Consider the following 20,549-nt stretch of genomic DNA (forward strand, 5'->3'; position numbering starts at 1 on the left):
CAAACCGGGGATTTTCCGCTACATTTCGCAGTTGCCTCCTTCCACGTCAGCTCTCGAGATGTTCGTCTATGCAGACAACGCCCAAGTCAAGGTGAATGGCGGTACTTCGACAAAGGTAGAACTTCCGTCTTCAAATACTAATGTCAATATAACGCTTACCAGAAATTTGATTTCAGGATTCCCAACCGAAGCGTTCAGTAGCACCTATGCGTTCAACTTTATCAAGAATGCCAATTATCGCGTCTATTGGAACCCACAGAGCCAATGCAAGCAAGGTTGCGATGGATCTGAACCGGCAACAGCCTTTGGAGACTTTGCGACGGTTCTCGAAATAGCCAAGGCTACGGGACGCGAAATCAATATGGTTGGAGGGGTTTGGAACGTAACCGACAATTTTACTGAAGGTGTTGTTCCTTGGAAGGTCGGTTTTGAACTAGTGGGGTATGTTGGCAATATATGGGATTTGAAATCTGAAAATGACCTTCCTTCTATTAATCTAGAAAATGTTGAACATATTGAAGTTGAAGGACGGTCTCCACGCCGTTTTGTCGGTCTTAACATTATGAATGGGTATAATGTTGACAATGGCGGCGCAGTTAAGGTGCTAAGTCAAAAGATTTACTTAAAAAATGTACTTATATCGTCTTCTAAGTCGGAGGGTGATGGTGGTGGGCTATATGTTATAGATACATTGAATGCTGAATATGTGCGTTTCTCCAATAATTTGGCTAATGGAAATGGAGGAGCAATTGCAATTAGTGGAAATATAAATATGCTCAACGTTCTTTTTTTAAATAATATCTCTTTGAAAAATGGCGGTGCTGTTGAAATGCGTAATGCCGAGATGTATGTAGGAAATGCCATTTTCTATGATAATCATGCGGGTCTTGTTGGTGGGGCTATGTACAATGAAAATTCTTCTCTTAGTATGTGGAATGCGACTTTCTTTTCTAATTCTGCAACAGTCGCAAATGGGGCTTTAGGAGGTGATGCGAATGGAATGATTGGAAATAGTATTTTTTGGAAGAATATTGTATCGGATTGCAATACGGAAAATTGTTCTTCGGAAATCCCCTTTGGGTATTTGGCAGTAAACTCTTCTTTTTCTCAGGATTATGTTGGAAAAAACATACATGTTGGGGATCCGAAATTTGCTGATGAGGAGAAACCTGAAGGAGAAAGTATGTATATGGACTATGATGCTGGGCTTAATTTATCTTTAAATTCACCTTTGTTGAATTATGGTGAAAAGAGTGATTATATGCCGAAAAATGATTTGCTGGGAGAACTTCGAGAATCAGAGCATGTTGCGCTTGGCGCTTATGCGTATGCGATGCCGAGTGATGATGTTTTTATAGGATTATTGGATTCGGATGGGAACGTGGTTTCTGCTAAGCCGGCGATTCCTTTGATAAACGCTGTTTCTGGAGGCTATTATAGGGAATTTTTGGCGAATTCTCAGTACGCAAGAGTATTAAAAGCGTCTGTAAGAAAACATGAAAAAACACGAAAGGAAAAGGCACGCGTTAAATTGTGGGTGAAAAATTTTGAAGGAGAAGTATATACTGATATCCCTCCTGTTGAATTTGATGTATTTCGTAATGGTGAAGAAAATGGGCGCTATGTTTTCCAGACGATGACGGCCAATGCGGGAAAACCAATTTTTTTCTCGAAGCGACCTCAAGATGCGGGAAATTTTGATGAGGGAATTGTTATTTGTATGAAATCTGTTACGGATTATTTCTATTATGAGGCCGAGTGAAAAATGAAAATAAAAATTGTAAAGATGCTTGCAATATTCATAATCGCTGGAATTCAGATTGCTTGTGAAGAAGAGGTCGCAAAAGGAGAAACTTATGCTGGTGCGAATACTATGGAATGTCACATGGAGGGAAATAAACTTGAATGCATTGAAAAAAATCCATATATAAATCCTGTGACTAATAATTATGAGAGTAGTTTATTTTATGGTGATGGAGAGATCGCTGAATTTAATTGGAATGAAACAATCCCCTGGTTTTTGCCTTCCCAACAACATGCTTATGGATTTGATCTTGATCCCCTTTCGCTTTTACCGAATTATATAGAAAATGGAAAAGATGTTTTTGCTTCCGTAGAAACAAACAAATTAGCAAAAGTGAGAGTTCGGGTTGATCCTAACTCTAAAAAGAAATATACTTTGTATAAAGTAGACGAAAATAATGAACCGATTGAATCTATTTTGACGGGAACAGATGTTTGTAAAGAAAAAGATTGTATAAAAGAGGTCGAATTCTCGCCGGGTGATTATGCCGTATATTATGATGATGTGGATATGAAACGCTATTTACATATTATAGAATATGAACCATGCCCCAAGGATGTAATCTTTGTGCAATTTGGTTCTGAAAATGGAGCGACTTGCTTAAATAGTGAAAAAAATGGATGCTATACCAAAAAACTTGTAGAAGATTATTTTAATGAAATTTATAAACAGGCTGTTGTTGTTGGAAAATTTGATGAGAAAGAACCCCAAGAAATAGGTTTTGATGACGTTCTGGTTGTGGATTTTACGGAAAAAGATGCTGTTAGGCATCGAATGGCGACTTATAACGAAATAATTAGAATGGCATTGTATCCTGAATATGCAAAAAGTTTTGAAGAGTATTTGAATAAAAAGGATGAACATGATGTTGCTCAATTGGATTATGATGAAAAAGTTTCAGCCTTGACTGCGTGTACAAAGCAATCAAATAGTACGGAGCAGTGTCAGCAAGAACGAAAAGCTAAGCGGGAGGCTGAAGAAAAATTAGACAAAGTGACAGTAGCTTATAACAGCGCACAAAGTAAATTTAACGATTTATTTGTGAGCGAAAATACGCAAAACCATCATGTTGTGTTTGGGATAAATGAAATGAGAATTAAATGGAATCTATTGAATAATTCAGCGAAAAATATTAATAACTATGAAGATTTTAATCAGGTTTGTACGATGTATCATGAGAAAGAGTTTGAAGATGGTTGCTTAAATTTACGTTTCCCAATGTATTTGTCTAGTTCCTGTGGGGGGGCTACTAAGGAAATAGATGTGGAGATGTACGAATATAATGAGGAAAAAAATACGTTTAGTTTGAAATTGCACAATGCTGGTAATCTTGATAGTCGATGTGATTATAGTATTTTTGCTGATGTGTATCCTTACGTTCCAAGCTTGCATCAGGCTGTTCAATATACGTTACAAATGCTGAAAAGTGAACAAAATCATACTGCTATTGGAGGCTTTGTTTGGGGATCACATGTTGCTGGAAAAAATTCATTTTATGTTTTATGTCATGAAATAGGACACGCTTTTGGATTGACGGATTTGTATGTAAATGAAGATGATCCGACTATGCTTAATGGAATTGGATCAAATGAGACAAATTTGATGAATAACTCAACCCCTATTGGTACGAGAATTCGATATCGACCATTGGAGGTTGTTGCTACATCAACGAATGACAGATTCAAGTTGAAGAGTGGAAAATATGCGACGGAAAATCAATGGGAATGTATTCGCTCGGTTGAGAAATGTTATAAACAGTAGGAGGCGTTGTATGTGTTATCGTGTTGGCATCAAATTGCTGTTTCTAGTTTTTTTATGTACTGTTTTTGCTTTTGCAGGGAAAAATTCTATTTATGAAATGGATGGACATAAAGTCAATCCCTATAACAAAGTACGGGGGCCTAAGGCTGTTGTGGTTGTTTCACATCAGCAAAGGAACTATGTTGATTTAGATTCATCAGTAATTAGCCAGGATACTGTTTTTGTTTCCTTGACGGATTCTGTTCTTTGGCTTGAAATGGAAAAAAATACGGTATATTCTGTTTGTGCTGAAAATAGTTATGGTGGAGTGTGGACTGTTGTTGGTTTTAATTATCGCAAGCAGAATGATAATTGTATTCAATTGTATTCGGGCAATTATGTTAAAACAGCGACGATTAATTATTCGATAAAAAAAGGAATTAAATATACCTATAATCTCTTAATAGGCATGAAGTATATTGACCTTGGAAAGAAAAAACAGTTGCTTGGTTTTCGTGGCCCAGAATATGAAATAAAAAAGCCAGTCGTCTATCTAGATGCCGAATCAGAATTGAATAATCGTATTTATCCGGATTCGATTAGATACGAAAAAATAGATGAAACTTTGGCCGTAGATAAATATATGGTCACGGAATGCGAATTTATACAGACTTTGTGGGATTCTATTCCGACCGCTCAAATGGAGGGGTTGCCTGAATTCCAAAAGTATTGGATGCAGAAAAAAAGGGCTTCGATAAAAGGGGCCTTGTGTGATGCCCATGATTCTGCGGCTATTAGAATTCCTCCCTATCTGGCGCTTGTTTATGCGAATCTTCGAAGTGTCCGTGACGGATTGAAACCTGTATATTCTTTTTCTAATGAATCAAGCAATGATGATGTTGTGGGATTTAGTGGCAAAAGACGTTTCGGAATGCTAAAGGAGGGCTTCTGCACATCTTGCATGGCGGAAAATCGTCGCTATATATTAGTTTCTGTTAACAACTCAGCTGATGGGTATCGTCTGCCTTATTATAATGAATGGATGGCGTTAGCTCGTGGTGGGCAATCAAATTATAGGTTTGTTTGGGGCGATGAGAAAGATTCTGTTCAGGCTTCGCGACATGCTTGGTTTGGTGTTAGAGATATAGACGATAAATATGTAAAAATGGAAGCGAGTAAAACGTCTGATGATAAATTTTGGCTGAAGTATTCATGTGGAAAATGGTTGCAGAAATCACGCCCTGTAGGAATGTTGCAGGCAAATCCTTACGGACTTTTTGATATGGCCGGTCTTGTTTGTGAGAATGTAATGCTTCCTGGAAAAAGTATTTTCGGAGATGAAGTATTTTCCTGTAAGGGAGGCTTTTTATCAGATTCATTGGCGTCATTAAATTTAGGTTCTCATTGTGACACGGGAAAAACTAGAGGTGGACTTGTTTTTCAAGGATTGCGCTTGGTTAGAAAAATAAAAGGAAATTAAGTTCAAGTTATTTATGAAAAAAGAGATGCAAACGTTAAGGGTGTTTGCATCTCTTTGAAAATGGCACTTGAACTTTGTTATTATGCGCCCGTGAGTTCCTTGGCCTTCGCCTCGATTTCGGCAATGGCTTTTTTTCTACCTTCGGCAGAATTCTCGTTCGCGAGCACGATGTTTACGAATACAGATCCCGCCACCACGGCGTACACGTGCTTGCACAGCACCTTGGACTGTTCACCGTTACGGATGCCGAAGCCGCCGAGCACCTTCGCGCCGCCCTTGGCGACGGTATCAATGAAGTCGAGGGTGGCCTGGTCGATGACGGTTTCGCTTCCGGTAGTACCCGCGCGGAGAGCCGCGTAGATGTACTTGAAGCCCTTGGACGCCATCGTCTCGAGGCGTTCCTTCGTCATGGACGGGGCCGCCACGGGAATGTTCTCGAGGCCATGCTTTTTGCAGGCTTCGGTGAGGCCTTCGTCGCAGTCGAACGGAAGGTCGGGAATGATGCAGGCGGACACGCCCGCGTCCTTGCACATCTTGACGAAGTTCTCGACGCCCGGAGTGAAGGCGAGCGAGCCGTAGGTCATGATGTAGATGGGCGTTTCGGGGTGGCGTTCGTGAATCTTCTTCACGACTTCGAGCCCCTGCTTGGTGGAGTAACCCTTCTCGAGGGCGACGGTAGATGCCGTCTGGATGGCAGGACCGTCGGCGCTCGGGTCGCTGAACGCGAGCTGGATTTCGAGGATGGAGGCACCGCCCTTCACGAGGGCGTCTGCGATGGCGACGGACGTTTCCGCATCAGGGAAACCCGCGATAAGATGTGACATGAGGTTGATCATTTTAAACCCTTACTTATTCATAATTTCTGCGTCGTGAATGTCTTCGTTGTTCTCGAGGCGCTTGAGTTCGGCCTTCAGGAATTCCTTCCATTTTTCGGGGCGGAACACCGGACTCGTGATGAAGATGTCCTTGTCGCCGCGGCCGCTCATGTTGATGACGAGCGCCTTGTCCTTCGGCAGTTCCTTCGCGATTTTCATGGCGGCGGCACCGGCGTGGGCGCTTTCGAGAGCGAAGAGGATGCCTTCGTTACGGGCGAAGAACTTCACGGCCTCGAGGGCTTCCTTGTCGAGGATGGCGGTGAATTCCACGCGGCCAGATTCCCCGAGGGCGGCGAGTTGCGGACCGATGCCCATGTAGTCGAGGCCGGCAGAAATGGAGCGCGTCGGCATGGACTGTCCGTCTTCGTCGATGAGGAAGCGGCTCTTGTAACCCTGCACGATTCCTTCGCGGCTCGCGTTGCCCGTCATGCGGGCGGCGTTCTCGCCGACGTTCGGGCCGATACCACCGGCTTCAGCGCCGATGAGACGCACGTTCTTGTCTTCGATGAACGGGGTGAACACGCCGATGGAGTTGCTTCCGCCACCGACGCAGGCGACCACGGCCGCGATGTCGATATTGCGCTCGGCAGCCTGGCGCTTGACTTCTTCGCCGATGACCGACTGGAACGTACGCACGATATCCGGGAACGGGGCCGGGCCGAGAGCGGAACCGAGCACGTAGTGGGTGTTCTTGAAGTTGGTGGCCCAGTCGCGCATGGCCTCGTTCACGGCGTCCTTCAGGGTGCGGCTGCCGCTAGTGACCGGGACGACCTTCGCACCGTACATTTCCATGGTCGCCACGTTCGGCTGCTGGCGCCGAACGTCGACTTCGCCCATGTACACCACGCATTCAAGCCCGAGCTTGGCGCAGGCGGCGGCGGTGGCGAGCCCGTGCTGGCCGGCACCCGTCTCCGCGATGATGCGGGTCTTGCCCATCTTCTTGGCCAAGAGGCACTGGCCAATGGCGTTGTTGATCTTGTGGGCGCCCGTGTTGGCGAGGCCTTCGAGCTTGATGTAAATCTGCGCGCCACCCAAGAGTTCGGTAGCCGTCGGGGCGAAGTACAGCGGGGTCTCGCGCCCGATGTAATCGCGCTGGATAATACGGAGCTCCTCGAGGAATTCCGGATCGTGGATGTACTTGTTGAAGGCTGCCTCGAGGTCGTCGAGCGGGCGACGGATGATTTCGGCAACGTACTTGCCGCCGAACTTGTCGAAGAAACCGTTGTTTGATGTTGTGCTCATATTCGCGCTCTGGGTTAGGATTAAAGGGTAAAAAATTAAGGCTTCCGGTGAGTCCGAAAGCCTTTTACAAACGTTTTGATGAAATCGGCAAAACCGGACTCTATGTTCTAGAGCCCCACCACCAACGGTTGAAACGGATTGCTGTATTCATCATCATGCCCAAAATATAGGAACACCGGTCTGTCCTGGCAAGGGACCCGCCCGAAAGTCGCAAAAAAAATGCCCCGCACTTGCGTGCGGAGCAGAACAAACGAGGAGGTACTGCTAATAATTACTTCACGAAGCTGGCGGGCAGCGTGAACTGCTTCAGGAACGGCCAGCCGATGTTGCCATCGCCCTGTTCGTGGCCACCGCCCTGCTTGGTGCAGAGCACGACCTTCACGCCGTCCATGCAGTTGGAGTATTCGTCGCAACCATCTTTGTTCTTGGACGGAGAGCCGGTGCAGCCGTCTGCTTCTGCCCAGTACTTGAAGGTGCCTTCTGCGCCGAGGAAGTTCAAACCATCGTTGTAGCCGCTATCTCCACCCTGGTATTTGCAGACCGGGTCTGACGTGCCGCGGAAGTTGATGACAGCAATTGGACGTGTCTTCTTGCACTGGGCGCTGTTGGTTCTGTTCAGGTCCATAGCTGCCGGAGCAACTGCGGCGAAGACATCGGGCATCATGCAGGCCACGTGGTTACTCATGCCGCCACCCATGGAGAAGCCTGCTGCGTAGATGCGCTGCGGGTCGATGCAGGCTTTTTCTCTGACATACTTGATCATTTCGCGAGTGAACTCAAGGTCATCGTCGTTGGAGCAGCACGGGCCGACGTTCCAACCCGGGCCCATCGTTTTGGTGGTGCCTTGCGGGTAGAGCGAGATGACGCCTTCCTTGTCGGTGAGTGCTTTGTACTTCGTGTCTCTCATCTGACCATCGCTGCTGCCACCAATTGGGTGATAGTCAATGAGCAGCGGTACGGCCTGGTCGCCCTTGTAGGTACTCGGCACATGCATGATGAATGTGCGCTTGCCCGAACTGCCTTGGACGGTCAAACTTACCGTCTCGTCTTTGCCGCCTATTGCGGTCTTGCCGGAGCAGTCGATAACGGGTGCCTCTACGCTGCTCGAAGAGGGAGGCGGAGGTGTGACAGAAGAACTCTGGGGCGGCTGGACCGAGCTGGAACTGGCCGGCGGATTGGAACCGGGTTCCATAACGATGTGCACGCCGGTTTCGACTTCGGCCTTTGCCTGGTAGGTGGCGTTCTTGTAGCCTTCCTTGGAGAACTGCAAGAACGGCAGCGGGTCGCCTTCTTTCTTGAGGGACTTGACGCCCTTGTCGGTCACCATAAAGGTGCTGTTGCTGCGGTCGCTGTTAATGTGGATGAACTTCGCTCCCTTGGCGAGATCGCCCATGTTGAGAGAAACGATTCCCTGGATATTCTCGAGATTGCGTTCCTTGAGGACCTTGCCAAGCGCATTGATTATGGACACCTTGAGGTCTCTTGCGTCCACGTTATAAATGGTAAGCATGTTGCCATCCATGTGGATCGACATGCTGGCAGTCTTCGTGCCGAAGAGTGAGGAATTATCGTCACTGATGGTGAACTTACCGTCGTCGGCGGTAGAGGCGGAAACGCCCGCAAAGTTGAACGAATTGATGGCGACTCCACCCAGGGGTTGGCCCTGCTGCGTGGTGACGACACCGGAAATGCTCCAGGCGAAAGCCAGGCTGCTCGACATCGCTATTGCGCTAGCGATGCCCATGATTTTAGAAAACGTCATTTTTCTTGCTCCTTTTTTTGCCAAACACGTAACCATACATCACCAAATTTACCATTTATAATGAGCCCTCAAATGTAAATTTTTATTCGTTTACATTTTGTAAATGGCAAATTTAGCCAAAAAAAGGCACTTTTTACAGACTAGAGCCTTTGGCTTTCCTTTGCGAGACGAAAAGTTCCATTTTTCTTACGAAATTGCCTTTTTAAGGGCGTTTTGCACAATGGCTTTTTCCGGCTATGTAAACTTTTGCTTATGGACAAACTGTCAATGGAATAATTTCGGGCGTAAGGAAAATGTCCTGTTGGGGGAGGTAGTTTTATAATGTGCCTGCATGGGATGTGCCGGCCACAATCATAAAAAAGGATGTGGATATGAAACAGATTATCTCTACATTGACCAAGACGATGGCGGTTGCTCTTGCCGCGTCGAGCTTCTCTTTTGCCGGTCCTGGTCTGGCTGACGGTGCTGCCAAGTTCGTCGGCAACATTACGACCCGCGGTCAGGTCCGTAGCGACTTTACGGAGTTGTGGAACCAGATTACTGCCGAAAACGAATGTAAGTGGGCTTCCATTGAAGGTACCCGCGGCCGCTACAACTGGAGCGGTTGCGATGCCGCCTACAACTGGGCGAAGCAGAACGGTGGCCACTTCAAGTTCCACGCTCTCGTGTGGGGCTCCCAGTACCCGAACTGGCTGAACGGCCTTAGCACGGCTGATACCAAGGCTGCCATTACGGCCTGGATGGACGCCGTCAAGGAACACTACCCCGATCTCGAAATGATCGACGTGGTGAACGAAGCTATTAAGAGTGGTGGCGGCTATCACTCTCCGTATGGCCAGAACAACAACATCATTCCGGCTCTCGGTGGCGACAACGGCAACTACGAATTCGTGACCACGGCCTTCAAGATGGCCCGTGAACGTTGGCCGGATGCAATCCTGATTTACAACGACTACAATACTGTCCAGTGGCAGAAGAACGAAGGTATTGACCTCATCCAGAAAATCAAGAAAGCTGGTGCTCCGGTGGACGCCTACGGCTTGCAGGCCCATGACATGATGACCCAGGGCGGTGGTCAGGGCGGTACCGGTGGTGGCGGCGGATGCTTGAACATCAACACGCTGAAAAGCGTTCTTGATGAAATCTGGCAGAAGACCCAGACCCCGATGTTCATTTCTGAATACGACATCGGCACCGAAAATGACAATACCCAAAAGCAATGCTATCAGGAACAGATTTCCCTGTTCATGGAAAATGAACACGTTGCCGGTATCACTCTTTGGGGCTACATCTACGGTGCGACCTGGGTGACCAACGGTAACTCCGGTATCATCAAGGATGGCAAGGACCGTCCGGCCATGACATGGCTCAAGGATTACCTCTCCAAGAACAAGGGCGTCAACACGACTGGCCTTCCGACGGGCGAACTGACTCAGGTCGATCCTGAACCGCAGCTCCCGTTCAAGGGCGAAGCCTTCGCTATCCCGGGCAAAATCGAAGCTGAAGATTTCGACATCCCGGGCAAGGGCAAGAACGAAGACGGAACTTCTAACCAGTCTTACTACGATGCAGATTCCGAAAACCATGGCACCTCCAATTACCGTAAGGATACCGGCGTTGACCTGTACGAAAAGGCGACTGGCATCGTCGTGGGCTACAACAGCGAAGGTGACTGGCTCGAATACACTGTTGACGTGAAGGAAGCCGGTGAATACACCTTCTTCGCAGCCGTGGCTGCCGCTGGTTCTACCTCCAGTTTCCAGATGTCTATCGATGGCAAGGAAATCACCGATAAGATCTCCGTGCCGGCTGCATCTTCTGGCGAAGACAACTACGAAGACTACAACAAGGTTTCCGCTAACGTGACCCTCACGGCCGGTAAGCATATCCTCCGTATGGACGTGACCGGCGCATGGTTCGACGTCGACTACTTCACCTTCGTGAAGGGCGCTAACGCGACCGATCCCGAACCGATTGGCGGTGACGATCCTCCGCATGCAATCGCTGTCGGCCAGCATCTGGATGTGAACCAGCTTCAGGACTACTATGTCATCGACCCGATGGGTGTCCAGATGGGTGTGATGAGCGCCTATGGCTTTGCGGCTGCCGGAGAAATCCTCCAGAGCTCCAGCATGGTCAAGTCCGCCGGTGTCTACTACCTGCGTAACCGCCGCACCGGCGAAATGCAGAGCGTCCGCGTGACCCGCTAACAAGAACTGTTATCCATACACCTAAAGTCCCCCGAGGTTTTGCTTCGGGGGCTTTTTTTCTAGATTTGGCCCTACGATGGCAGACACCACATTGACAACCGCCCCGAAGAAGACCGCGTACTTCCCCGCGATCGACGGGCTTCGGCTTCTTGCGAGCATAAACATCGTGATGCTCCACTTGGGCAGTTCGAATGCGCTCGCCTACATGGCGGACTACAAGTGGCTCATGCCTATCGTGAGCGCGCCTGCGTTTGCCGCGGGCATATTCTACGTTTTCGCGGGCTTCCTTTTTGCAAGCAAGTTCAGCGATCCGGACCGCCGCATTCCGGTAATCCCGTTCATGTTCGCCCGCATTGCGAAACTCTACAGGCTTCACTTCTTCATGACGCTCTTGATGTTCGTGGTGCTCGTATTCAAGTTCAGCGGCTATACGCACCTGCCTTCTTTCGGCGAAATCGGGGACTGCGCCTCGAAGGGCCTTGCCGCGATGACGCACCCCTGGCGGAGCCTGCTTCTGCACCTCTCGCTTACGTGGTCCATCGTGCCCGATTTGGGCATGAAGCTGAACGAACCCAGCTGGTCGCTGACGAGTTTCTTTTTGTGCTATGCCATCACGCCTTGGTTCAGCCGCTGGCTGTTCAAGCGCAGCCGCCGCACCCTCTGGATTCTGTTCGGCGCCGTGTTCGTCCCGGGGATACTCTGGGCGGCGACTTTTGGGCTCACGGGCGACCTGTGGTTCGCCGGCTATGGCGAAAAATACAGGTTCTTCCACATGTTCGCGCCGGTACGCGTGTTCGAGTACATTTTCGGCATGGTCATCTTCCGCCTGTATGCCGAAGGCTGCTTCGAGTTCCTCAAGAAGGACTACGTGAGCGGGATAATGCAGGCGCTTCTGCTTGCGGCCCTTTACGGGAGCCTGTTCCTCATGTCGCCGGCCTACAACCCGGGCGTGAATTACTTTATCCACCATAGCGTCGCCGTGTTCATCTACGGGCTGTTCGTGCTGTCGCTCCTTTCGGGAAAGGGCTTCATGGCGCGCTTCTTCTGCATAGGCATCGTCCGCAGGGTGGGCCGCGCGAGTTTTTATCCGTACCTCATACACCTTCCGCTCATCACGATTGCGTGGGGTATCTGCAACTTGAATTCCCCGAAGAATACGATTTTGTTCATGCTGTTCGTCTACACGGTGAGCACGCTTTATATGGAATTCAAGACTTGGCGCCGCAAGCGCAATAAGAATAAAGTGTGATTCATCGCACGGAACGGCAACCCGCTTTGAAACTTTTTGTTTACGAAGTGGGCTTTTTGGCCGTATGCAACGGAATTATTACATCTTTACGGGGTGCAATACTCCTCGAGTTCAATTATATTTAAATTCGGGTGGGAAAACCAAAAAATGAGGATGTAGATGAAAAACTTCATTAAAGCAACAATGTGCGTGGCCGCTCTGGCTGCGACGACGGCGATGGCGGGCTCGTTCCCGTTCCCGCAGAACATGAAGAGCCCCAACGGCTATACGATTCCGTTTGCAAATACGGACATGATCAAGGACCACTATAGTAAGTGGAAAAAAGCCTGGTACGATGCAAGCCAGGGTTGGATTCTCGCTCCTGAAGGAACTTGCTCGACGGTTTCCGAAGCCATTGCCTACGGTATGTTGATTACCGTGTACATGGATGACCAGCAAATATTTGACAAACTCTATGGCACATGGAAGTCCAATGGCGGTAATGGCGCCGGTATGAACTGGCGTGTCGGTTGTAATGGCGGCTCGGGTTCTGCCTCCGACGCTGACTTCGATGCAGCCCTCGCTCTTGTGATGGCTTCCAAGCAGTGGGGCGGATCCTACCTGAACGATGCCAAGACGCTTATTGGCTGGATGGCCACGAATGACATCAGTAGCAATCACATCAAGCCGGGTAACCAGTGGAACGATGCGTTCAACCCGAGCTACGCGACGACGGCAAACTTCAAGGTGTTCGAAAAGGTAAATAGCAGCTGGTCCTCCAGCATCGCCTCGACGGCTTACTCTGATTTGACTGCTTGCCGCAATTCTTCTACGGGCCTTGTTCCGGACTGGTGTGACTGGAACAGCCACAAGCCGACCAAGACGAGTGCCTCTGTGCAGCAGGCCGAAGCGGCCGGCTTCTTTGACGATGCCGCCCGTACTCCGTGGCGCATGGCCTGGGCCTACTATTGGTTCGGCGACTCCGAAGCCAGGAAGTTCAACGAAAAGATTTCCAACTGGCTCATCCCGACTACCCACACGGGCAGTGGCGTGAACTCCGGTTATTATATCGATGGCGAACCCGAACTTTCTGAGAAGCGCAGGTTTGCTTCTTCTACGTTCACCGGTGGTCTCGGTCTTGCGACTTCTTCTGTCGAAAGCTCCGAAGCCAAGGCTTATATGGAGACCGTCTATAACTTCCTCGCCAAGAAGACGAGCTGCGAGAAGGCTAACGGCTGTGGCGAAGGTTCGAACCCGGGCGAGAAGTACTACCCCTCGACTCTTAATCTCCTCTACCTGCTCCTCATGACGGGTAACATGCCCAATCTCTACGATATGAGTGGCTTTACCAAGTTCACACCGGACCCGAGCCTCGCCACGAGCATTTCGGATGCCGAAGGCGAACAGATGGCTTCCGGTGATTCCACGGTCGGTGTTTCCGGCTTCTGGAACTGGGGTGCATACCACGACAAGCTCGGTATCGGTACGAAGATGTCTCCGGATTCGGGCTCCTCTCCGCTTTACAAGAGGAATTGTGAAATTACTGCCGACGCTTCCATGGAAATCGGTCCGGAACCGGAATGGACTGCCGAAGCCGCTGCTGCCGGTACCCTCAAGTACCCGTCCGCCGGTATCGCGATGTCCTTCCTCTCTGACGACAAGAAGGGTGTCGACCTTACGAAGTTCAATGTCAAGGCAGTGCGCGTGACCATGAAGGCCTCCGGCCCCATCCGCATGGCGACCCTTAGCGAAATGACTGCCGAGGCCGGTGCCGAACCGGGTACCTTTGTGCCTAATTCTGATGATTACAAGACTACGACATACGACTTGACCCCGCTAAGTTGCGGGTTTAAGGGCTTCGATGACCCGAATGCTAAGTACGAGGGAGGTCTCCTCGATTGGGTGAACCAAAACGACGCTCCGATGGGTGAGGATATCTTGAAGACCTTCAAGGGCCTCAAGTGGGAAGTCAAGGATGCCGCAGGTGGCATTGGTTCCCTCTCCATCAAGGCTGTTGAATTCATCGACGATAGCGGCAACGTTATCGACCCCGAGAAGATTACCGGTATCAAGGTTCCGGATCCTCAGTGTGGTACGGGTCCGGGCCCGGAATCCTTCGTGCAGCGTTCGTTCGTTTCGGGCGTGAAGGTTATCGCTTCCGGTAACCAGGTCCATGTGCTCGGCGCTCAGGTCGGTTCCGACTACGCCGTGTTCAGCCTGCAGGGCAGGGTTGTCGCCTCTGGCAAGGTCCAGTGCGCTTCTCAGGGCATCACGGTCCCGAACAAGGGAACGTACCTGGTGCGTGTCGGTGGCAAGGTCCACACGATTGCCGTCAAGTAATCGACTGGTTCGAATTTGAAAAAGCCGCGGCCCTCGGGTCGCGGTTTTTTGTATATGGCTCTGCAGCATAAAAGCAGAGCCATGTTGGACAAGCAGAGCCATACTGGGCGCCTCGGTCATACGCTGTAAAGAAAGCTCGGGGGCGAAAAAGGAGATTGCATTAGCGTAAGTCAGCGCCCCCTCGCCGGCATGCTCAGCTCCAGATTGATATCTGGGGCTTCGCTTATGCCGCACGAAACTTGCCTACGACTCTCGGCTTTTGTATATGGCTCTGCAGCATAAAAGCAGAGCCATACTTAGCATGCAGAGCCATACTGGGCGCCTCGGTCATACGCAAGTGTACTTGCCTACGACTCTCGGCTTTTGTATATTCTTGGCGGGGAAAGACCCCTAGGAATTTTTGGAGCTTAATATGGATATTGGCGCACTTCATTTTCAGAATCCCGAAGCCTTCTGGCTGTTTGTTCTTGTTCCCGTCTTGATAGCTTTGTATGTCTACCGCCAGCAGCGCCGCAAGAGTACCATCAAGTTCCCTGCGCTTTCCATTGCGAAGAAGGCCGTGCCCAGCCGCCGCGTGCGCCTGCGCCACATTGTGCCTGCCTTGCGCCTGGCCGCCCTCTGCTGCTTCGTGGTGGCGCTTGCGCGCCCGCAGAACGCGATGGAAGTGGAATACACGAATACCGATGGTGTCGACATCATGCTCGCGCTCGACGTCTCAGGCTCCATGGGAACGCTCGACATGCTTACTCGTACCGAGCAGGCGAAACTCGGGGTGATGAACGCCGAACGCATCCTCAAGTCGGGCGACTACTGGAAATACAGCCGTATGGGCTATGCCCAGGTGGTGATTGCCGACTTCATCCAGAAGCGCCACAGCGACCGCATCGGTCTTTCGGCCTTCGGTAGCCGCGCGGTGACGCAGTGCCCGCTTACGCTCGATTACGGCAGCCTGCTCGAAATCTTGAAGGCGACTGACGAACTGGCGAAGGATTCCGTGATTGCGGGCCGTACCGCCATCGGCGATGGCCTCATGAATGCGCTCGCCCGCCTGCAGAAGTCCGAGGCTAAATCGAAGGTCGTGGTGCTCTTGACCGACGGACGCGACAATGCCAGCGTGATTTCGCCCGTGCGTGCGGCGGAAGTCGCTCAGTCGCTGGGCGTGAAGGTCTATACCGTAGGCGTGGGCAAGAAGAAGGGTAAGATTCTCGCCTTCCAGCAGAACCCGTGGACGGGTGAAATCTCGTGGGGCGAGCGCGACATCACGCCCGAGGAAGGTATCGACGAGACGACCCTCAAGTCGGTCGCCGCGAAGACGGGCGGCAAGTTCTACCGCGCCGAGAACAAGGAACAGCTCGAGGAAATCTATTCCGAGATTGATCAGCTCGAAAAGACCGAGATTGAGACGGTCGCTTACGCCCGGTATGCGGAAAAGTTCTACCCGTGGCTCCTCGCGGGTGCGATTCTCGTGCTTTTGGAATTGCTGCTTGCGAATACGCGCTTCGTGCGCATCCCGTAACGCCCGCCGGTCAGTGGCGGTAATCTAGATTCGTTGTATACGGAAAGCCCGTGCTACAGTTTCGTAGCGGGCTTGATGCAGTTCTTGTCGACCTTGTTCAGGAGCGCATCGATGGTGCGCGTCTCGGAAGTGCCGTATTCGGCCCAATGAATGCTGAAAGTGATTGGCCACGGACCGTCCGTAAAGTCCTGGTTCTCGGCGCTTGCCGCGATAGCCTTGTTCGTGAAATTCTCTATTTCGGAGAAATCGGAGCATTCGGCGACGATGGCGAATGTCGCCTTTTCGTAGTATGCGATGAAAAGACCGCGTCCGGAGCACTGCCGGCGCAAGAAGTCCGCCATTTTCTTGAGCGCGATGACGCCCGTGACCTTGCCGTGGAGCTTCTGCATCGTCTTGAAGTTGTCTATCTCGATTTTGATAAGGAAGAGCCTCTTGGCGGGGTTCTGACTCTGCGTTATTGTCTCCAGGTAAGACGAGAATTTGTTCGTGTTGTTGAGCCCGGTCGTTATGTCGATGGTGATGTTCTGGTTGGTCTTGAACAGGTAGAGGAACAGGGTGATGACGACGAATGCCGGGGACGTGATGGGGATGTAGTAGAACTTCGCCTGCAAAATTAGGGAGAACAGGGGAAGTATCATGGCGAACGAGAGCACATAAAGTTCACGCCTGCGGAACCTGTTGGTGCATTTTTTGGCCTGGGTGAGGCACAGGGCGGATGCCGAGACGATGTACACGACGGAAAGGATGTTCAGGAGGCCCCATATGACCGGATGCAGGATGATGGGCGTGACATTCAGGTGCATGAATGTTTCGACTATGGTGATGCCGCTGAAGATGATGCTCGGGAAAATGATGGGGATTAGCCATTTCCGCAACATGTAGGGGTTTGCGGATGTCGTATAGAATACGGACAGGAACCAGCTGCAGCCCATACAAATACAGGTGATTACCTTGATGCTGTTGACAATCCTGATGAAGGGGACGTTTGTCGAGGGGATGAAGAGACCGAGCGAGTTGAGGACGCAGAAGGCAATGGAAAAATCGACCAACAGTTGGAAACCGTGGGCCGCCTTGTCCAGAATGGCACGCTCAGCGTTGCCGTACCATATCATTGTTAGTACGATGACACTAATGATGTCTATTTCGATTATAAGAGATGTGAAATCCATACACATACCCCCAATAAGCAAAATATAACTTTTCTTTAACAACAATGTCATTTAATGATAAAAAAACTTAATTTTTGTGATTTTTTGGCAAATTAACGCAAAAATTGGGGCGAAATAGCCTGTTTTTTGTATATTCAGGGGGGCGCGGGTTTGAGTCCCGTTGTTTTGCCCCTTTGGAGGATGCGATGCGTTTTGCCGAGCCGAATTTTTTGTGGTGCCTGTTTACACTGCCGCTTTTCGCGCTTCTTTTCTACTATGCTTACCGCCGCCGTAAAAAGTTGGCTGCGCGGTTTGTGTCTCTCCCGATGCTTTCCAAACTCTCCACGAGCGTCTCTCCTTGGCGCAGGCTCGCGAAGGTCCTCATATTGCTGTTGGCTATCGCCTTCCTGTTCGTAGCGCTTGCGCGCCCGCAGTGGGGCCGCAAGATGGAACATATCGAGCGTCGTGGACTTGACCTTGTGCTGTTGCAGGATATTTCCCTTTCGATGCTTGCCGAAGACGTGAAACCCAACCGCCTCGTGCGCAGCCGTCATGAGATTTCCTCGTTCCTGGAGAGCCTTTCGGGCGACCGCGTGGGCCTTGTCGCCTTCAGCGGTGAAGCTCAAGTGATGGTCCCGCTTACGCTTGACTACGGTACCGTCCAGATGATGTTGCGCGAACTGAATCCGGGCTGGCTCATGCCGGGTACGAACCTCGAGAACGCCATCCGCAAGGGAATGAGCCTGTTCAAGAATTCCGGAGGCGCCGGCAAGTATTCGGTGATGATCCTCATGAGCGACGGCGAGGAACTTGAGGCCGCCGCCGTGAACGCCGCGAAGGAAGCGGCCGAAATGGGCATCAAGATTTATACCATCGGTATCGGTAGCCGCGAGGGCGTGCCTATCCCGGTGAAGACGAAGAACGGCGAGGTCGCCTACAAGAAGGATATGCAGGGCAATATCGTGACGACGCGTCTCGAAGAAGGCACGCTGCAAGAAATCGCGAGCGTGACCGGCGCGCTGTATTTCTACGCGTCTCCGGGCGAGTTCCAGCTGCAGAAGGTGCTGAACGAAATTGCGAGTCTCGAGAAGAAGGAACAGGCTAGCGACCGCATGGAAAATTACCAGGACCGCTACCAGATTTTCCTCGGGCTTGCCGCCCTCCTGTTCCTCATAGAGGCAGTCGTGTCGGAACGCGGCCGCCGCCGCAAGCAACTCGCCGGCAGATTCAGCTAAGGGTCTACGGTCTGGTTACTGGTCGCTGGTCGCTAGTTGCTGGATTTTCTGGCGGCAGGATGTTTGTTGCGGGTATGGCCCGCATGAATGTAGCGCGAGCGGTCTTTTATAAACTAAAAAACTAAAAGGTTCTGTGCGGACGCACAGAACCTTTTAGTTTTTTAGGAGGATAGAGAAGAGCCCTTCAGGTGGGTGTGTCTCTCTTGGAGACGGGCGGCTCGCCGAGGCGACACCGAGTAATAATCCACCGGAAGGGCTCTTTGACTAATATAAGGATTTTTTCCCGCACAGGATACCTGTACCGAAAAATTGTTATTCCAACTTGGAAGAACACGTTTTTGAGAAAAATAGGCATCCGGGCGGTACCATCGCGCGTTGATGAAAAATCTATATTATAAGACGATGCAAAAAGTTGAATTTATTATTGCCTGTATGGGGTTCGGGCTGGCCGGCATGGTGGCATGCTCTTCCGGGCCCGCTCCCGAGACCGAGACTCCGGCGCAGTCTGCTCCCGTTGCTGCAGAACCCGCCCCGGCGCAAACAGCTTCTGAACCTGCGCAAGCGGCGCCTGCTTCGGCAAACGCGCTCCCTGCCTCGTACAAGGACATCCAATATCCCGACTACAAGTACGTGGCTCCGTACCCGAAGGATTTCCGTGTGGAACTTGCCCCGGGCATCGCGGGCTACATCGTCGTGGATCGCAGCCTCCCGCTGGTGAACTTCACCGCGTATTTCGAGAATCCGCGCGTGCCGACCGATATCAAGGACGAGGCCGCGAACGAAATCGTGGGCTCGATGTTCCGTCGTGGAGGCGGTGCGGAAATTTCTGCGCATGCGCTGGATGATACTCTTGAATTTATAAGTGCGGGCCTTTCGACGTCGGTCGGGACCTGGGTCTCGAGCTTTAGCGTGAACAGCCTTACCAAGGATTTCCCGACGATGCTCGACCTTGCGCAGAAGGTGGTTTTGAAGCCCGCGTTCGACAAGGAACAGCTCGAAATCGTGAAGACGAATTTCGTTACCGCCTACGAGCAGCGTTTCGACACTCCGGCGAAGGTGCTTTCTTCGCTCCGGAACAAGGTGAACTACGTGCCTTGCCCGCGCCTGTGGGAAGCGAATGCCGACGAGTACAAGAAGGTCGCCGTTGCCGACCTTAAGCGCTTGTCGCAGGGTGCCTTCGCGAAAGGGCGCGTCGTTTTCGCTCTTTCGGGCGATATCGACCGCGATAGCGCCATCGTGGTGCTGAAGGATTTCTTTGACCGCTGGAATGCGGAACCGGCGAAGCCTGTCAAGGGCAAGCCGCTGTTCGATGCCCCGACACCGATTGCCTTCCTGAACAAGCCGGGAATCTATGTGGTGGACAAGGACATTACGCAGGCGAACATCTCGCTGAACCAGCCCTTCGTGAAGCGTCCGCATCCGGATTATTACCCGACGGCGGTCGCGAACTTCATTCTGGGCGGCGGCTCGTTCTCTTCGCGCCTCATGACGCGCGTGCGTAGCGATGAGGGTCTTGCTTACCATATCAGCAGCCGCGCCGGCAACGACTACCGCGATACCGCGATGATCACCATCGGCCTGCAGACGAAGGTGGAATCCGCGGCCCGTGCGCTGGAACTCATTTACGGCGAAATCGAGAAACTCGCGAAGGAAGGCCCGAGCGAAGAAGAACTTTCGATGGCGAAGAAGACGCTTGTCGAGAGCCTCCCGGGCGAATTCGATTCTCCGGCTTCGACCGCCACCATCTTCGCGAAGAACGAGATGATCGGGAAGACGTTCGACCATTACCTCGACTACGTGAAGGAAATCAACGCCGTTACCGCGGAACAGGTGAAGGCGATGATCGCGAAGTATTACGCGAAGGACAAGATGACGATTTCGGTCGTGGGTCCGGTATCCAAGCTCGAAAGCCTCAAGCCCTTTACCGTGATTCCGCTTGACAGCCTTGATTTCAGGTAGGCGCAGGATA

The 20,549-nt window shown here is 51.0% G+C and carries 13 protein-coding genes; 9 read left to right on the top strand and 4 right to left on the bottom strand.

Features of this window, described 5'->3' with window-relative positions:
• From IK012_RS05285 to IK012_RS05295, 3 genes are all read left to right on the top strand, one after another.
• Positions 1-1,762: hypothetical protein (locus IK012_RS05285; RefSeq protein ID WP_290951523.1), on the top strand; the 1,762-nt coding region annotated here is incomplete at its 5' end.
• A gap of 3 nt (positions 1,763-1,765) precedes the next feature.
• Entirely contained in the window at positions 1,766-3,565 is a 1,800-nt protein-coding gene (locus tag IK012_RS05290; protein ID WP_290951526.1) for a hypothetical protein, read from the top strand.
• A 10-nt stretch (positions 3,566-3,575) separates the two neighbouring features.
• Positions 3,576-5,024 carry an SUMF1/EgtB/PvdO family nonheme iron enzyme gene (locus IK012_RS05295; protein ID WP_290951529.1) on the top strand — a complete coding sequence of 483 codons (1,449 nt, stop codon included), beginning with the start codon at positions 3,576-3,578 and terminating at the stop codon, positions 5,022-5,024.
• 80 nt (positions 5,025-5,104) lie between these two features.
• On the opposite strand, the gene trpA is transcribed toward IK012_RS05295, so the two are convergent.
• From trpA to IK012_RS05310, 3 genes are all read right to left on the bottom strand, one after another.
• Entirely contained in the window at positions 5,105-5,860 is a 756-nt protein-coding gene (gene trpA / locus IK012_RS05300) for a tryptophan synthase subunit alpha (RefSeq protein WP_290951532.1), read from the bottom strand.
• Between the two features lie 9 nt (positions 5,861-5,869).
• Positions 5,870-7,141 (bottom strand): tryptophan synthase subunit beta, encoded by a 1,272-nt coding sequence (gene trpB / locus IK012_RS05305; RefSeq protein ID WP_290951535.1) that lies wholly within the window; start codon positions 7,139-7,141, stop codon positions 5,870-5,872.
• A 271-nt stretch (positions 7,142-7,412) separates the two neighbouring features.
• Positions 7,413-8,903, bottom strand: coding sequence for a PHB depolymerase family esterase (locus IK012_RS05310; RefSeq protein WP_290951538.1), 1,491 nt, complete (start codon positions 8,901-8,903; stop codon positions 7,413-7,415).
• A 371-nt stretch (positions 8,904-9,274) separates the two neighbouring features.
• Between IK012_RS05310 and IK012_RS05315 the strand changes: the two genes are divergently transcribed.
• From IK012_RS05315 to IK012_RS05330, 4 genes are all read left to right on the top strand, one after another.
• Entirely contained in the window at positions 9,275-11,113 is a 1,839-nt protein-coding gene (locus tag IK012_RS05315) for an endo-1,4-beta-xylanase (RefSeq protein ID WP_290951540.1), read from the top strand.
• A 76-nt stretch (positions 11,114-11,189) separates the two neighbouring features.
• Positions 11,190-12,362: an acyltransferase gene (locus IK012_RS05320; RefSeq protein ID WP_290951542.1), complete on the top strand. Its 1,173-nt coding sequence runs from the start codon at positions 11,190-11,192 to the stop codon at positions 12,360-12,362.
• A gap of 159 nt (positions 12,363-12,521) precedes the next feature.
• Complete coding sequence (locus IK012_RS05325) at positions 12,522-14,681, top strand: glycosyl hydrolase family 8 (RefSeq protein ID WP_290951545.1); 2,160 nt, start codon at positions 12,522-12,524, stop codon at positions 14,679-14,681.
• A 412-nt stretch (positions 14,682-15,093) separates the two neighbouring features.
• Positions 15,094-16,197 carry a VWA domain-containing protein gene (locus IK012_RS05330; protein ID WP_290951547.1) on the top strand — a complete coding sequence of 368 codons (1,104 nt, stop codon included), beginning with the start codon at positions 15,094-15,096 and terminating at the stop codon, positions 16,195-16,197.
• A gap of 53 nt (positions 16,198-16,250) precedes the next feature.
• On the opposite strand, the gene IK012_RS05335 is transcribed toward IK012_RS05330, so the two are convergent.
• Positions 16,251-17,366 carry a diguanylate cyclase gene (locus IK012_RS05335; protein WP_290951550.1) on the bottom strand — a complete coding sequence of 372 codons (1,116 nt, stop codon included), beginning with the start codon at positions 17,364-17,366 and terminating at the stop codon, positions 16,251-16,253.
• Positions 17,367-17,551: 185 nt separating this feature from the next.
• Between IK012_RS05335 and IK012_RS05340 the strand changes: the two genes are divergently transcribed.
• The gene (locus IK012_RS05340) at positions 17,552-18,580 is read left to right on the top strand and encodes a VWA domain-containing protein (RefSeq protein WP_290951552.1); all 1,029 of its coding nucleotides are present in this window, start codon (positions 17,552-17,554) and stop codon (positions 18,578-18,580) included.
• A 402-nt stretch (positions 18,581-18,982) separates the two neighbouring features.
• Positions 18,983-20,539: a pitrilysin family protein gene (locus IK012_RS05345; RefSeq protein ID WP_290951554.1), complete on the top strand. Its 1,557-nt coding sequence runs from the start codon at positions 18,983-18,985 to the stop codon at positions 20,537-20,539.
• The last annotated feature ends 10 nt before the right edge of the window (positions 20,540-20,549 follow it).

Source organism: Fibrobacter sp. (assembly GCF_017551775.1).
Classification (GTDB): Bacteria; Fibrobacterota; Fibrobacteria; order Fibrobacterales; family Fibrobacteraceae; genus Fibrobacter.